Source organism: Dyadobacter arcticus, assembly GCF_011762185.1.
Lineage (GTDB): Bacteria > Bacteroidota > Bacteroidia > Cytophagales > Spirosomataceae > Dyadobacter > Dyadobacter arcticus.
Map to the genome: position 1 here is coordinate 1,195,866 of NZ_JAASQJ010000003.1, position 15,148 is coordinate 1,211,013.

The following is a 15,148-nucleotide window of genomic DNA, read 5'->3' on the forward strand; positions in this document are numbered from 1 at the left end:
TCTTGTATGTTTAATTTCGTGATTATTCTGCTGTTACTTCAAATAATTTTCCGTCGTATAATTCATCAAGCTTTACATTGAACCCGGATTGAGCCAGCTCTTTTCCCGTTCCCGAGGCAACGTCCTTTTCAGTCAGCGCCTCCACAATCCGGTATCGTTTGGCGGGATCCAGATATTGGATAGTCACCTGCCGCTCCCGATCCGTACCGCCCTGCCGGAATACGCCGATGGTGCCCCCGGATTTGGACTCTGTATTAATCCGCTGAAACCCGTCCCAAGCACCTTCTTTGGGTTCGCCAAAACCCGGCAAATCCTGTCGGTAGGTCATGATTTGATGCCGGTTTTCCATTAATTGCAGCCAATCGGCATACCCCCGATACTTTTTCAGGTCGTCGCCGGACAGTTTTCTGGGATCGCCCAACATAATAGGCAATGCGCCTGCCAGTGATTTAATGTGTAATGCCCAACCCTCGTCCTGCATTTCTGGATTTCCGATTACCAAAGCCGTTGCTGGCACAGCCGGCGAACGCCACCATGCCATGTTTCGCACCCGCAAGTCAACGTGTGTTCCCGGCCCGTAAAAATTGGAGAGCCAATCACCTTCGGCATGTTTGAGCATGGCGTAGTCGATCAGCTGCAGCCCGCCCATCGTTTCAAAAGTACAATCGATAAAGAGCGACGGTTTGGCCACATGAAGCTCGTCAAAAAGCTTCCATACCTCTTCGTAATTGGCATACAGCGATTCGTGATGGTCGCGATGCCCCGGATGGCCCTTTGCATAACAGCCCGTTACCTTATTACCAAATCGGTAAGTGCTGGTAACGACCGTAAAATCCAGTTTCAAATATTCCAGGCCGTATTCCAGGGCCAGTTTGAGCAACACATCTTTGATGTATCCACGCCAAGGCGTACCAAAGCAGGCTGTCCGCATATTGAGGTCATCTTCGTGCAGGTTGGCAGGCTGCTGCTTTTCATCCAGCACAAACCACTCCGGGTGCGCTTTGTAGACTTTACTGTCAGGCGATGCGCTGCCTACGCTGACCCAGAGCCCCGGCTTCATGCCCAGCGATTTGATATAGTCAAAGACCGGCTTCAAACCATTGGGAAATTTTTTCTTGTCAATGAGCCAGTCGCCATAGTTATCGGCCCAGCCGTCATCGATGATGAATTCCTTCATTCCGGCATCTGCGGCTGCCTTTGCAAGCTCCATCACCAGCTTTTCGTTGATATTTTTGCGAAAAGGCATCCAGGTGTTGTAAACGAACGTCGGCTTCTGCGCCAGTTCGCATAACCTTATGCCCATGTGTTTTCTTACGAAATCAGGTACAGTGGTGTTCAGTATCTCATCCGGGTCTCTGTGATTGTTGTAGACCATGGTAAAAACCTGCGGCGTCACGAAGGATTCGCCCTTCCGAATGTATTTGCGAAATGGATAGCGGGCATCTTTGTGGGTCAGACCGCTCAGGATCACGGGTTCGTCCCAAAATGCAGAGGTATGTTTCACTACACCCGACGCTTCATTTCCAATGACAATCCCCTGCTGCCAGTCACTGTTATGCACAGTCACCAATGCATCCTGCATATTGCCATCATACGGGCCAATAGAACGACGACGTCCGTAATCGTGACAAATCCAGCTGAATGTAGTTGCATGGTAAGGCGTGACTTTAAACTTCTCAATATCAACAGATTCCAGCTGGACATCCTTGTCTGAAAGATTTTTAATAGCGAGGTGTTTACGGATAACGGGTAAATCGGGATACAGTAAGTAGCTAACTGTAACCTCCACCAGATGGTTACTGCTCAAAAGTGTCACCGCAGCGCCATTTCCCAACTTTACATCTGTGATCTTCTCAATATTCTTTAAAGTCCAATCACCCAGCCCGGAGTAGACTTTACTATTGATCTCAAACTGAAATTCCGGGCTTTTTTTATCAAAATATTTAAAATCGCCCTCCACGGGTTTGTACTCAGAAGTGAAGTAATGCCCACCAGATGCAGGCAGCTGGATCAGCCTCTTTACAAGTCCGTTGTTAAGGATCAGCTCAGAAGCGGTCCATTTTGCGTAAATGTCCTGAGCGGAGAGGTTTGTTGAGATGATTAAATAACATATAAATAAGAACAGCTTGGTTTTCCCGGCCATAAGCAGCGATTTTCAAATCTTTTACAGTTGTACTATTACCATTCAAAATTCATCTATTCCGGGAAAAATCAACTGAACGATTTTACTCTAAACATGGATTATTATACCTTTGATTTTAAGTAAGCCATTTGGATAAATTCGTACAGCGTGATGAGGAAAAGCAGAGGTTTTGAGGGAGAATTGATCATTGAGGTTCCGAAAATGGCCGTTACAAATTGTGAGGAACTTCCGCTCATCCGGTCGCTGTTCATTTCCCGTATGGGCTTCTATCCCAAAGCATTACACCACTATTACCAGCGACCAGCCGGTATTTCGCAGGTGATCCTGCTCTACTGTACGGATGGAAAAGGCTGGATCCGGATCGAGGACGAAAATATCAACATGCAAGCGGGTGAATTATTCGTCATTCCAACAGGAATACCCCATTCTTATGGCGCTGATGCAAAAAACCCTTGGAGTATTTATTGGTTTCATTTAAATGGAAGTCAGGGAAATGATGCTGCCTATGCGATCATGGGTTCGGAAAATCAACCATTTCGGGCTGTTCAGGTAGGTTTTTCGGATGAGCGTAATGTGGTGTTCAAACAGATCGCGACCACGTTTTTGAAAGGGTACAGTGCCGCCAACCTGCTGCTCGCCAACCTGTCATTGCCCTACTACCTGTCCACATTCATCGCGCCGGAGCATTTTAGCCACAACAATAACATCACACCCCAGATCAATGCTACCGATCGTGCTGTAAAATTTATGCAGGATAATCTTTCCCACGCCATTACACTGGATAATATTGCCCAGTCGGCACATCTTTCGATCTCTTTTTTTTCAAGAAAATTCAAACAGGATACGGGCTATGCGCCGATTGAATATTTCAACCATCTCAGGATCCAGAAAGCATGCCAGCTACTCCATTTCAGCGATCTTCGCATCAATGAAGTAGCCTCCCGGATCGGAATTGACGATCCGTTTTATTTTTCAAGATTGTTTAAACAACAGATGGGCGTTTCACCGGTGCATTACAGGAAAAACAAGGGGACGGACGTGCATTAGCCATGAATGATGCCTGTACTTTACCTGGAAACCCCCGTAAATTATCCCTACACTTCCCGACATATTTACATAAATTGCTTTTTTAACCAAACACCCTTTCCACATGGCACATACTACCTCCAATCCAAAGATCCACGAAGGCCGGAATCTCAAACGATTTCGGGAAATGCTCTCGATCAAACAAGATCACCTCGCATTCGAGCTCGGCGAAGATTGGAACCAGCAAAAAGTCTCGTTGCTCGAACAGAGGGAAAAGATTGATTCGGATATTTTGGAGCAGGTTGCTGCTATTTTGAAGATTCCTGCTGAGGCGATAAGGAATTTTGATGAACAACAGGCAATCAACATAATATCAAATAATACTTTCGACAATTGTGCTCAACCAGCCTCTGTTTTTAATAACTCTACAATCCATCCAATTGACAAAATGATACAACTTCATGAGGAGAAGATTGCTTTGTATGAGCGGATGTTGAAGGAGAAAGATGAGATGATGGGGCGGTTGGAGCGGTTGATTGGGAAGTAGAAAAAACAGCTTAAAGCTCCGGAGGAGCTAACTGTTTATAGAAAAAAAATCAAAGATCATAAATTTTTGGCTCCATCGGGGCCTCCTTGGAATTGGAAATAAATCAGGAGGCCCCGCTGGGGCCTTGCAATAAACTTGATATATACTTCTCTATAAACAGGAAGCCGCTCTGCGGCTACGCGGATTCCAATGACGTAAGCCAGTGGGTATTTTAGTATTTTTCTGCTCTGAGAGGCGATCTAAAAGGATTTTATTCGGTCAGAGTATCAGGAAACTGGCGTATTATCTTTCGTTTTGTTGGAGAGAACGCTGCAGATGTAGATTATCACTAAACAGGAGGTACTATTATGGCTTTATTTGATCCAGCCCATGCGGGCGAACTTATTCGAGAAACCCTTGACGGGATTTTTGAGGAAATAGGGCAAAAACTTACAGTTGAGCAGGTTGCCGCAGTATTGGGGACAACCCGTAAAACGCTGTCTGCAATTATCAATGGAAAGTCTGCGGTGTCGCCAGAAATGGCAATCCGTTTAGGTGCGGCATTCCCTAACACGGATGCCGAGTTTTGGTTAGCCGTACAGAAAAATTATGATCTTGCACAGGCGAGGAAGCGTGTAGACGCATCTAAAATTCGTGCAATATGGCAACCGAAGGCGTTGCAGCCTGCATAAACATCGCAAATTATGTTACCTCAGAGAATAGAGAGATTGTTTGATTTCATTGAGTATTTGAATGAGCTGATGTCGAAGAAGATGATGGGGCGGTTGGAGCGGTTGATTGGGAAATAGCTGACAATCAGCATGGAAATCATATTGTGTTTCGATGACAATGATTTTTCTAGCAACTTAGATTGCTGTATGATAAAATTGAGGGAAATGAGAACAGGTATTGCAATGACACAGACCGAATTCATAAAGACCTTTGAGGCCTTCCCGGCAAAGGCGCGGCTATCTATTGCAAAAAAATACAGGATCGCATGATTGATCAACTCTTTGAAGAACTCGACGCAGAATTGCCTGATGTAGAAATGTCTTCCCAAGAGATCCAGGATGAAATCAATGCGTACCGAAATGAAAAAAACCAAAAAGCTTATTACATAATTACTGGAGATGAAGATTTATTAGTTGTAAGTGAGTATCAGAATACAAAAATCATTACAATGAGCCAATTCATTAATACAAGCTCAGGAACATTATCTTAACAAGATACTTCAACCAACAGTTAGTAAGATCAGCGACATAGATATTAGGAAACTATAATTCCCACAATCCATTAACGCCCCCTCTTCCCAGTCTCAAAAACAACCATATTTGTCACGATACGGGCGTAGTGCTGGTTTTCAAAATCGCTGACGGCGTGTCCGGGCTGGCTGTAAAAAATCCAGCCTTTTCCAGCAGGCATGTACCAGGCCGATCGGCTTTGCATCCACTTTTTGCCACTTTTGTCCTGCATGATCATCCCCAGCAATATCGTTCTGGCGGGGTTCACATGCAAATTGTGGTTCAGAAATGCTTCTGTTCTGGACAATACGAAACCGTCTCTCTTTTCTTCCTTTTTCCGTACGTCTGGTGTGAAGGAAAAAGTTGAATCGTAGCGGATTTTGTTCGTGGTGATGAAATGTTTCGGCGCAAGGTTTACGACAATCATATCAATGTCGCCGACATACTTATATCCGCCAGATTCCACCTCTCCAGTTGGCAGATCCAGGTCAAGAAATGTAAACCATGACGCATTTTTCCTTTTCATCGAACTCACCGAATGGTGAAGACAAATGAGCCGCCCGCCATTTTGAGTATAGTCAATAAAGGCCCTCTCGGCGTCCGGGTCAAGGTCTTTGTGAATATAAATCACAACCGCACGAAAGCCAGTAAGCGAGGCTGGCATTTCAGACTGCACCACGATTTTACTGTCCAGATTTTCATAATCTTTCAATGCCCCGGCGAGTACTTCCATGGCTGGAATTTCGTCCGCCACAATCAGCACCTGCTGTCCATAACCCCGGCAGATGGTCAAAGTCGATACCAATAGCATAAAGAATGTCTTTTTCATTTTGCTTTTTAAGTTACTATTCCATGTCCGCCACGCAACGAAATCCGACGGTTGCACAACGGTCCAGTCCCGGCCAGGTGAGCAGGTACTTCGCGCCGAAATTGGTTTTCTGAGCGCCCTGATCGGCATACCACTCGGAAGCCCGGTTGATATACCAGGCGCCGCCCCGCAAAATACAATAATCGTTATATCCGTCGGTACGTTCGCTTTCGGTCATTTGCCACACGTTCCCGCTCATGTCGTAAAGGCCTGTTTTTGTTTTGCCTTTTTCGAATTGCGTAACTGGCGTTGTAGCCGACCATTGTCCTGTATTGACCAAGGTTGAGTCCAACGCGTTCCCCCAGGGATAAGCCGTTGCCTCCTGCCCATTCTGCGCAGCCCATTGCCACTCGGCTTCGGTGGGTAGTCGCTTCTTTGCCCATTTGGCATAAGCGCGCGCGTCGTGGAGATCAACATATGTTACCGGATGATTCTCCAGTCCTTTGGAAGGCTTGCCATCTTTCCAATGTTTGAGGAAATTTTCCGGATGCTCGGGTTTGTAGCCGGATGCTTTCAGGAAAATAGCAAACTGCGCATTGGTTACCAGCTTTTTGTCCATTGCAAACGGCTGCAATCTAAGAGATACTTTCCCGGTCGTGATCTCATTCCGGGTTTGGCTGTACGAATAATCCACATAATTACCGATCGGGTAAAAGCCACATTCCCGCTGGCGAAAGGCAAAAGTCATATTGACAGAATCCGCAGATACAGGAATACGGGACATTTCCTTCGGGATCAGGCTTACTTTGTATTTCTCAGTCGCATTGACTGGTTTGAGTGTATGCGCTGGAAGCGCAAATGCTGTACTGAAATCTGCCTTCTCAAACTCGACAGCTTGTTTTTTCAGGAACGCGTAGAATTCCGGAGAGCATTCGTCCTCAGGAATACCCAGTATTCCGGCTATGGCTTTGGGCTTGAAATCTGCGTAGATACTGACTTTTCCTTCTTCCAGGGTGGTCAATATTTCAGCTCCGCTAATGAGATCGAAATACCGCATTCCTTTCACATACTCCTGCTCAAAAAGCTTCCCGACCGTCCCCTGCTCCTGCCGGTTGATGACCGTCCAAAGTGTTTTAGTCCCCAGCTTCCACTCAGAAGCAAATACGCGGTTTAACTTGATTGGAAAAAGCGGTGTCCATTCGCCTTCTGTAAAAAAAGGAGTGTATTGACGCAGGACGGGCAGTATAGCTTTGTAATAGTACTTGTCACGCGGGTTCAATGGGTTTACCGTCCCAAACACATTCTCCCAGATCACGAGTCCGCAGCCATTGACCCATGCATTTTGAATGAGTGTTGATTGTTCATGACTGAACCGTGATAGCCGGTATATCATGTGTTTTTGTTCCAGCCAGCGGTTCCGTACCAGGTGCGGCACTTCGCCAAATTCCAGGTTTTTGTATTTTTCATTCCAACCCACTTCCAGCCACGACTGGTGTACCAGGTTCAATGCTTCGGGGTTGATAGGAATCTCAGACTGGAATATGGCACCTTTTTTAGCTTTTTGTAAATCATCAAAAAAACCGTCTACAATCGAAATCGTATCCAGGTACACACCGTCAGCGCCTACTTCCTTCACCATTTTTAGCAGTTCGTCCTCATCCCGGATCCCCTGCTTTCTGGCAATGTTGTCCCAGGGATTGTAGGCGATCATTAGCTTTTTGCCCATCGCATGCAGCTCCGCGGAAAGTTTTTTCAAACCATTGATTCCGCCGGGCAAATTCCGGTAGAAGTCGAATTGTGTTCGGTCGTCGAAACCCAGCTGGGGATAAGTCGGCCACAGCACCACTACGTCCACGCCGCCGTATTCATCTTCATACTTTCGCAGACAAGCCCGAATGTCGAAATTCCCGTTCCGATCGTAAAGAGTCTTTTCATTGGCCATCAAAAAGAAGGTTGAATACGCATTGGAAGCCCATTTGAAGTCAGGGTTGCGGTAATTTTCGTCCTTGTAGTTCAAATGCCGCAGCGTGGAATCCTTCCAGGCTCTGAGCTCATTTCGCCAGGCATCCCATTTCTCGGGGCCAGTGGGTGCTTCGATCAGCTGGTAATGTCTTGTGGTGAGCCCCTGGGACTTGCTCACCTGCGACCAGCCCGCGGTGATCAGGAAAAAAGAAAAAAATAAGGAAAGAAAAAGCGGCTTATATTTTAACATGTTTACTTCTCAATATTTACATTTAAGCTTCCAGACTGGGAAACATCTTTTTTATCGCCATTTAATTTTCGGCCATTTACTTCTACGTTTTTCAATTCAATACCTTGTACGTGATCCATTACAAAAGTTGGCCGCGCCTCATCATCAGGAAGTGTCACCGATACATTGGATAGGGTGATTCCTTTTGCATTCCTGATATAAAACCCACTCGCAGGCAACCTGGTACCAAATGTCAGACGGTTTTCCGGGTAGCCTTTCACGTCTTCCTTTATTTGTGACGGAAAAGTTTTGAGAAGGTCGGCATTTACAGCGATCCGGACTTTAACCTGAATATCGGAAAGACGGATATCCTCCACAGGGCTGCCTTCCAAACCGGCAATGATAGATGGAATGACGCTCCTGCTTTCTGCATGGATATTCTGTATGTTGATGTGCCGCATGACGGAAGGCTTTTTATCAGGATTCATAAACCGTCCCCCAACGCGGATGAAGATCGGACTAAGCACGTCTGACATGACAACATTCGAGATATTAATGTTTTCAACAACTCCCCCGTCCACACCCAGAATGACAATGCCCGTATTCACACTCTGCTCGTCGGGATGATCCACCAGATCCGGCGTCATTTTCCAGTGACGGTACCCATTGAACGAGGCTTTTTTTACGATGCAATTGTTTACTGTGATGTTGCGAAAGCCTGTCCGCGAGCCGGTACCAAACTTAATTCCGTTGCACAGTGATGAGAGTATGCAGTTGGTGACCGTGATATTTTCGCAGAATTTGTCCAGATACTCACTTTTAAAACAAAGCGCGTCATCCTCGGCATCAATGGTGCAATTAGAGATTGTAACATCCTTTGCGTCCATATCCAAACCATCGCAGTTCCAATTGGACATGCTTCGAAGGTAAATGCCATCGACATTGACTCGCTCACAACCAGAAATAGAAATGGTAACTTGTGCCGAATTGAGTACCTGAATGCCTTTGAGCAGAACATCGGTACAGCTGATAAAAAACAGATTTTTCGGCCTGCCATCTTTATTCAGCCCCAATTGAAATGCCTTTCCATCGCCAGCACCCCGTATGGCTCCCATTCCATAAATGCCGGTATGCGCCGCACCGTTCGCGATAACAATCGCCTTCATGCTTTCCACATACAGCCCATTGTGGGTGATGGTGCCAAACTTTTTCGCGGCCAGGATCGAATGGTCAGGGTAGTCTGCCGGATCATAACTTCCTTGTAGCACAGCCCCTGGCATCAGGTTCAGGTATACATTGGATTTGAGGAAAATGGTGCCGGTAAAATAGCGACCGGCTGGCACCACTACCTCTCCACCGCCCCCGGCAAAACACCGGTCAATAGCGGACTGAATAGCCTGGGTATTGAGAAATGTACTGTCCGTTTTGGCACCGAAGTCAGTGATATTATATTGCTGGGCGCTGATTTGCAGCGACGCCAGCATCACCAAAAGCCCGCAAAAAAGGATCCTGATTTTCATACTTCTAATTAATTATTGTCAATCCATACATTCGTAAGCGCCGCGATCTGGTGCCGCTCCCTTTGGCCGGCTATTACCCAGGATATCTCTCTGACTGTAAAGACCTTTAACCTGATTTCCCTGATCGATAGCCGGACTGCCTTTTTTTACCTTAAAATCTGCATTCGCATAATCTGTCGACGGACGGACGAATTGTGGATCGGCCTCGATGTCGCCTTCACCCTTAAAACCCACTTTGCCATTGAAATAAATGTTATTAGCATAAATCTCCGTCGGATTTTTCGGCATAGAATTGCACTGACCGCCCTCCCGCGCATACATAATGTTGTTGATGATCTTTACGTCGTGGCACTGGTTGGTGAAAATATCCGGGTAATTCATCACCGTACCATTGTGATAGGCCGTGTTATTAATGATATCCACATGGTCGGCCTTGAACGAATGAATTCCCGACCCGCCGTTATTGAAACTGACATTGTTTTCAACCAATGTCCGGCCTGTATAAGCCTCCTCGGCAGTTGGTGCAGGTGCATCCTGATTACTGTAAGCGTGCTGGTTTACATCAATAATGATCCCATTCCCGTCGCTCAGCCTTTTTAGCTGGACCCAGGGAACAGTGGTTTTATTGTTGCTGACAATGTTGTTGCGAATAAAGTTTTTGTAGGTAGCAATTCTATCACTGTTATACGGTGTCAGAATGCTGATCCCGCTGCCTGCATACATCATGTACCAGGCATTGTTGAAAACCACATTGTTTTCGATCATGACATAGTCTGCCTGAATGGCGTTAATGCCGCCGCCGGGAAAATCGTGCGCGGTACAATGCCGGATCGCGACGTGATGCGGAAATCTGGATTCTTTTTTGGGGCCGCCAATTGTGATCGCGTTGGTATTATACCCGGCATAATAGGGGTAGTTTTTTCCTCCATTGATATGCTCGTTGTAAACGGCCATCGCGCCTTCGTAGGTAAGATTGGCATTGTTGCCCGCCAGTTCCAGCCCTTCCAGCACAATGTAAGAACTGTTGATAGCCACTGCATTCCAGACGTTTCCGGAAGCCGTAATTTTGGGCTTATGCCCTTTCAGCGCCTTGAATGTAATGTAAGCACCGGCCTTTCCGGACTTCTTTACGTTCAATATGGCTCCGGAAGTGGAATGGTATGTCCCGTTCATGACAAAAACCGTGTCGCCGCCCTCGGCAATATCAGCTCCTTTCTGAATGGTACGAAATGCCTTGGCCTCGGATTTACCATTGTTTTGATCATTGCCATTCGGTGAAACATAGTAATTGGCTGCAAATGCTGTTTTGAAAAAAAACATGGCTAATAGCATGCAAGCGGTAAAATTCTTCATCGTCATTTATGGTTGTTTATTTTTCCAAAGCTTAAAATCGTCCCAATAAACTCTTACCGCCCGGCGGAACTCATCGGGCCTTTTTATTCATGATTGCAAAAAAGCCGGACGGGGTAATCCTGGAACCAATCTTTAACATTTTCACCATCCCCACAGCAACATCGAGCTGATCAGCCTTCATGGCCTTTAATGTCTCTTTGACAACCTGCGCAGGCTGAATACCTTTATTGGTTTGCCCTCGCCGGTCCCGCGCCCCTTTATCCAGATCGGTGTCTACAATCGGGGGAACCACATCGAACACTTTCACCCGGCTATTCTGCAACTGGTGCCGGAGAGATTTTGTAAATGAAATCATGGCCGCCTTTGTCGCGCTGTAAACAGGCATGATCGCCAGCGGTACCAAACCCAAACCGGAGGAAATGTTTACAATCGCCGCATCGGCCTGACTCATTAAGTGTGGTAATAGCAAAAATGTGAGATGAACTGGCGCAGTGAAGTTAGTCTCGATCTCATTTTCATTTTCAAACACCTCCGCCAAATTGTCCTGGTCAACCCGGAATTCCCGTTGGATACCGGCGTTGTTTACCAGGATGTTTAACTTCGGAAAATCCCGGATCAGCCATTGCGCGAAGCTCTTACGCTCATCCGACACGGACAAATCCACTTGCTTGATGTGCAACTGAGGATATTTCGTTTTTACATCTTGCAACAAACTTTCCCTTCTGCCGCAAATGATCACCTCGTTCCCCTCTTTTAAAAATGCTTCGGCCAGTTCAAGCCCAATCCCGGAGGCACCGCCTGTGATCAATATCGTATTACTAGAAAGGTTCATGCGCCGAGTGGTTAAAAGTCGATTTCAATGAACAATTTACAGTTTATTTGCCTCTTCTCTGTTCATAGCTGCGACTATTCCGTCATCATCCCAGGATCATCCTACCATAAAGGATTCTGTACCAAAGCACCTGAAATACTGATCTCCCCCTGCGGAATGGGATAGAGATACATTTTGGGTGTAAAGACCCGATCTTCTACTTTGGTAGGTATATAAGTAAAAGTGCTGTCGTTGCCATTCGTTGAGCGCTTCTGCCTAATTCAGGTAGATCTCAGGGTAGCGGATGATAATCCAGCTGTGCACGCCGGTATTGTTATTGAGCAGGTTAAGGCTTTCGATCTGGTATTTTCGCAGATAGTAGCCCGTTTTGGAAGCATCGATAATTGGCCTTGCGTCCAAACCGCCCGCCCAGAGCCGCACTTTCCGCTGCGGCGTGCCGAATGTGCTGTTATTGGTAATGATAGACATAGCAAGACGCGGATCGCGGTTCGCATAGGGGTTAGCAGCCATTGCCGGATCATTCCAGTTAAACTTCACAGCCGTAGTCGCATTGACCTTCACTTCGTATGCGTCTACCAGGTCCTGTGAAGGCGTATTGCCGCTGAGCCCGAGGTTGAAGCCGATCGGGGATTTGTTCTTTTCAAACTGGTTGCTGGCGCCGTTGCGTCTGGTAAAAATAATTTCGTTGTTGTTGAAGGTATTAAAAAGCGATTTGTAATTCCCCAGATTTGGAAGCGCATCGGCGTCGATTACTGCCTTTGCAGCTTCAGATGCCGCTTTTCACAGACCGGAGCCTGTTTTCGGCCTGATTGAAACAGTATTCTCTTTTAGTATGAATGAGCAGGCCGCGATAAATTAGTCCATTTTTTCGGGAAAATAATCCAGCTTTTTTTTGCTTCCCAGACGTCAAAGTGCGTCCATGAGCCCTTTGATGTAGCCAATCCCAAACAGATTCCCTTTCATTTCATAACCAAAATGATCATTGCTTTCCCCGGCCATAGTCGGTACATGATCCGAGCGGAGCGGCCCTTCAAATTCAATTTCCCGATAAGCTTTCATCATTTTAAACATATCCGTCGGACCGTTGTCGTGAAAGGTTTCGCGAAAATCTTCCGGCGTGCCTCTCACATCACGAATATGTACGAAAAAGATCTTTTTCTGCCTCCCAAATTCATGGATCAGCCCGAACACATCCTCATTCATAGTGGTATAGGTGCCCTGGCAGAAGGTAAGGCCATGGGAGCTGCTATCTGAGAACGAAAGGGCTTTCCGGATTGCATCTGCGGAAGTAAGTATCCTGCTGATGCCATGCAACGGGCTTATCGGCGGATCGTCGGGATGCAGTGCCATTTTTACACCATTGGCTTCTGCAACGGGCATTATCTGCTCGATAAACCAATGGTAGTTCTCCCAGATCTGGCTTTCGCTGAATGTCCCATGTGAGGAGACTGGCTCAGTCTTTGCTTTTTTCATTGAAAACCCGCTTACGACCGCTCCGCCTCTTTCCGGCAAATCAATATCTGTCCGGTACCAGCCCGTGGCCATAAAATTGTAGCATAACAAGCCGATGCCGAGCTTTCCCATGTTTTCGAGCATCCGGCAGTAGCGCTCAATGTCTCCCTGGCGGCCATCCAACCCGAGCTTAATGCGGCTCATATCGAACTGATCCCCTTCCACTCCGGTCAATTTGAACCCATTGGATTCAAAAATAGCTTTTGAGCGTGCAAGTGACTCGTAGTTATCAATCGCAATATCGCCGGTAAGTTCAGGAGCGAGCTTAGCGATGGCATGCTCAATGCCCATTTGCCGGCAAAGCTGCCATTTTTCATCCGGCGTATTTCCAAAAAACAAAAAAGAAAGAATCATATTAAAAGTATCCTCCCCGCTCCGTAATGGTCTGAATTGATTCTCCGCTGTGAACCCAGCCGAAAATCTGTTTTTCGTTTTCACGGATCTCTTCTGCGCGAAGTAAAACCTCGTATGCAATGTCCCGTGGAACGATCAGCACGCCGTCAATGTCTCCCAACACAACATCTCCTGGTTTAATGGTCACATTGTCGATCTGGATCACTGTCTGAAAATGGGTGATCAGACAACGCCCCAGGCTGCCGTTTGAGATCCGATATTTATAAAAAACGGGAAAATCAGCTTCGAGGATCTGGTGCGTGTCGCGTATGCCTCCGTCCAGGCAAGCCGCCTTGATGCCTTTCTGCTTGGCCGTAGCGGTCATCACGCCACCCCACATCGTCGCCTGCTCGTCCTTGCTCGAATCCCAGATGACAAATGCATTCTCATGCATGGCATCGAGCATTTGGGTACGGAATTCCATTTCTCCGGTGATTTTAGCATTCGGCGCACTTTTAACGGTAAAAGCCAGGCCAGCCACCGTCCGATATTCCCTGAGTGGCACAATCCGGTTCGGCAAGGCCTGGTGCAGCAGACAGAATTCACGTAAAACATCATTGACTGCGCCTGTGTAGAGCTGCTCAAACCGATCCAGCAATTCGTTATCCGGAATCGGGAATGGCTTGGTCGAAACCGTTTCCCGCTCCGCAATAAACCGTTCCAGGTTCATCATTCCTACCTCTTTCCGGTACTGCTCAGAACCCGACATACTTGTATTTGTGTGATTTTCAATGTTCATATTCATATCGTTTACAATTTTATCAATCTTTTAAACTCCCGCATTGGACAAAAACCCACCGTCGACCGGAACGATGATCCCGGTAACAAATCCAGCTGCGTCATCATTGATCAGCCAGTTCATGCAACCAAGCAGTTCGGCCGCCTCGCCAAAACGTTTCTGAGGCGTGTGGCCCAGCACGCTTTCCGCACGGGCCGTTTTGGAACCATCTTCATTGAACATTATTTTCCGGCTGCGATCATTCAGGAAAAATCCGGGCGCGATCGCATTGACGCGAATACCTGCGGGCGCCAGGTAGGCCGCCAACCATTGCGAAAAATTGGCAATACCAGCCTTGGCAATGCCGTAAGCCCCTACTTTGGTCAACGGACGGAAGCTGTTCATGGAAGCAATGTTGATGATCACGCCCCGCTTATGCCTTGCCATTTCTTTACCGAAAACAAAGCTGGGCAGCACCGTGCCCATGGTGTTCACATCGATCACGCTTTGAAAAACGTCCATATTCAGATTAAAGAAGCCCTTCACGGAACCGTCATCGAGCAGCTCACGCTCATCAAATTCAGTGGTGTTGGTCAATGCTTCCATTTGATTTCCGCCTGCGCCGTTGATCAATACCGAACAGATCCCCAGCTCTCGTTGGATAACCTCTTTTGCTGCCCGTACAGACTCCTCATTCGCCACATCGGTGGGCACTGAAATGGCCACTCCTCCCGCAGCCCCAATCTGCTTTTCCACAATTTGTAGCTTATCCAGGTTCCGTCCCAGTAAAGCGACGTGATAGCCCTGCCGCGCGAGGTCTTTCGCCATTTCGGAACAAAGTGTCCCTCCTGCCCCGGTAACCACTGCTATTTTTTGAATTTCCAT

The 15,148-nt window shown here is 47.0% G+C and carries 16 protein-coding genes; 5 read left to right on the top strand and 11 right to left on the bottom strand.

All coding sequences use genetic code 11. The features are described 5' to 3' along the window. Window positions 1–22: 22 nt before the first annotated feature. Window positions 23–2,143 carry an alpha-galactosidase gene (locus tag FHS68_RS18505; RefSeq protein WP_167273016.1) on the bottom strand — a complete coding sequence of 707 codons (2,121 nt, stop codon included), beginning with the start codon at window positions 2,141–2,143 and terminating at the stop codon, window positions 23–25. A gap of 150 nt (window positions 2,144–2,293) precedes the next feature. On the opposite strand from FHS68_RS18505, the gene FHS68_RS18510 reads away from it, so the two are divergent. From FHS68_RS18510 to FHS68_RS18530, 5 genes are all read left to right on the top strand, one after another. Beyond that, complete coding sequence (locus FHS68_RS18510; protein ID WP_167273019.1) at window positions 2,294–3,190, top strand: AraC family transcriptional regulator; 897 nt, start codon at window positions 2,294–2,296, stop codon at window positions 3,188–3,190. A 103-nt stretch (window positions 3,191–3,293) separates the two neighbouring features. After that, a complete protein-coding gene (locus tag FHS68_RS18515; protein WP_167273021.1) occupies window positions 3,294–3,716 on the top strand; it encodes a helix-turn-helix domain-containing protein in 423 nt (140 codons plus the stop codon). Window positions 3,717–3,943: 227 nt separating this feature from the next. After that, entirely contained in the window at window positions 3,944–4,048 is a 105-nt protein-coding gene (locus FHS68_RS18520) for a type II toxin-antitoxin system RelE/ParE family toxin (RefSeq protein ID WP_167273423.1), read from the top strand. Window positions 4,049–4,063: 15 nt separating this feature from the next. Beyond that, window positions 4,064–4,387 (top strand): HigA family addiction module antitoxin, encoded by a 324-nt coding sequence (locus FHS68_RS18525; protein ID WP_167273024.1) that lies wholly within the window; start codon window positions 4,064–4,066, stop codon window positions 4,385–4,387. A 305-nt stretch (window positions 4,388–4,692) separates the two neighbouring features. Further along, a complete protein-coding gene (locus FHS68_RS18530) occupies window positions 4,693–4,917 on the top strand; it encodes a hypothetical protein (protein ID WP_167273027.1) in 225 nt (74 codons plus the stop codon). A 71-nt stretch (window positions 4,918–4,988) separates the two neighbouring features. Here the strand turns inward: FHS68_RS18530 and FHS68_RS18535 are convergent, their stop codons facing one another. The 10 genes from FHS68_RS18535 to FHS68_RS18575 form a co-directional block, all read right to left on the bottom strand. Continuing rightward, window positions 4,989–5,765 carry a ThuA domain-containing protein gene (locus FHS68_RS18535; protein ID WP_167273029.1) on the bottom strand — a complete coding sequence of 259 codons (777 nt, stop codon included), beginning with the start codon at window positions 5,763–5,765 and terminating at the stop codon, window positions 4,989–4,991. 16 nt (window positions 5,766–5,781) lie between these two features. Continuing rightward, the gene (locus tag FHS68_RS18540) at window positions 5,782–7,956 is read right to left on the bottom strand and encodes a formylglycine-generating enzyme family protein (RefSeq protein WP_167273044.1); all 2,175 of its coding nucleotides are present in this window, start codon (window positions 7,954–7,956) and stop codon (window positions 5,782–5,784) included. 2 nt (window positions 7,957–7,958) lie between these two features. After that, window positions 7,959–9,455, bottom strand: coding sequence for a glycoside hydrolase family 28 protein (locus FHS68_RS18545; RefSeq protein ID WP_167273047.1), 1,497 nt, complete (start codon window positions 9,453–9,455; stop codon window positions 7,959–7,961). 18 nt (window positions 9,456–9,473) lie between these two features. Further along, window positions 9,474–10,808 carry a right-handed parallel beta-helix repeat-containing protein gene (locus FHS68_RS18550; protein ID WP_229211954.1) on the bottom strand — a complete coding sequence of 445 codons (1,335 nt, stop codon included), beginning with the start codon at window positions 10,806–10,808 and terminating at the stop codon, window positions 9,474–9,476. 70 nt (window positions 10,809–10,878) lie between these two features. Further along, window positions 10,879–11,640, bottom strand: coding sequence for an SDR family oxidoreductase (locus FHS68_RS18555; protein WP_167273050.1), 762 nt, complete (start codon window positions 11,638–11,640; stop codon window positions 10,879–10,881). A 101-nt stretch (window positions 11,641–11,741) separates the two neighbouring features. Continuing rightward, the gene (locus tag FHS68_RS26795; protein WP_374757524.1) at window positions 11,742–11,900 is read right to left on the bottom strand and encodes a RagB/SusD family nutrient uptake outer membrane protein; all 159 of its coding nucleotides are present in this window, start codon (window positions 11,898–11,900) and stop codon (window positions 11,742–11,744) included. Then, on the bottom strand, window positions 11,896–12,390 hold the full coding sequence (locus tag FHS68_RS26470; protein WP_310588600.1) for a RagB/SusD family nutrient uptake outer membrane protein: 495 nt from the start codon (window positions 12,388–12,390) through the stop codon (window positions 11,896–11,898). The genes FHS68_RS26795 and FHS68_RS26470 overlap by 5 nt, the downstream gene beginning before the upstream one ends. Before the next feature lie 156 nt (window positions 12,391–12,546). Continuing rightward, the gene (locus FHS68_RS18565; protein WP_167273052.1) at window positions 12,547–13,506 is read right to left on the bottom strand and encodes a mannonate dehydratase; all 960 of its coding nucleotides are present in this window, start codon (window positions 13,504–13,506) and stop codon (window positions 12,547–12,549) included. Window position 13,507: 1 nt separating this feature from the next. Beyond that, a complete protein-coding gene (locus FHS68_RS18570; protein ID WP_208408349.1) occupies window positions 13,508–14,284 on the bottom strand; it encodes an RraA family protein in 777 nt (258 codons plus the stop codon). Between the two features lie 30 nt (window positions 14,285–14,314). Further along, the gene (locus FHS68_RS18575) at window positions 14,315–15,148 is read right to left on the bottom strand and encodes an SDR family NAD(P)-dependent oxidoreductase (RefSeq protein WP_167273055.1); all 834 of its coding nucleotides are present in this window, start codon (window positions 15,146–15,148) and stop codon (window positions 14,315–14,317) included.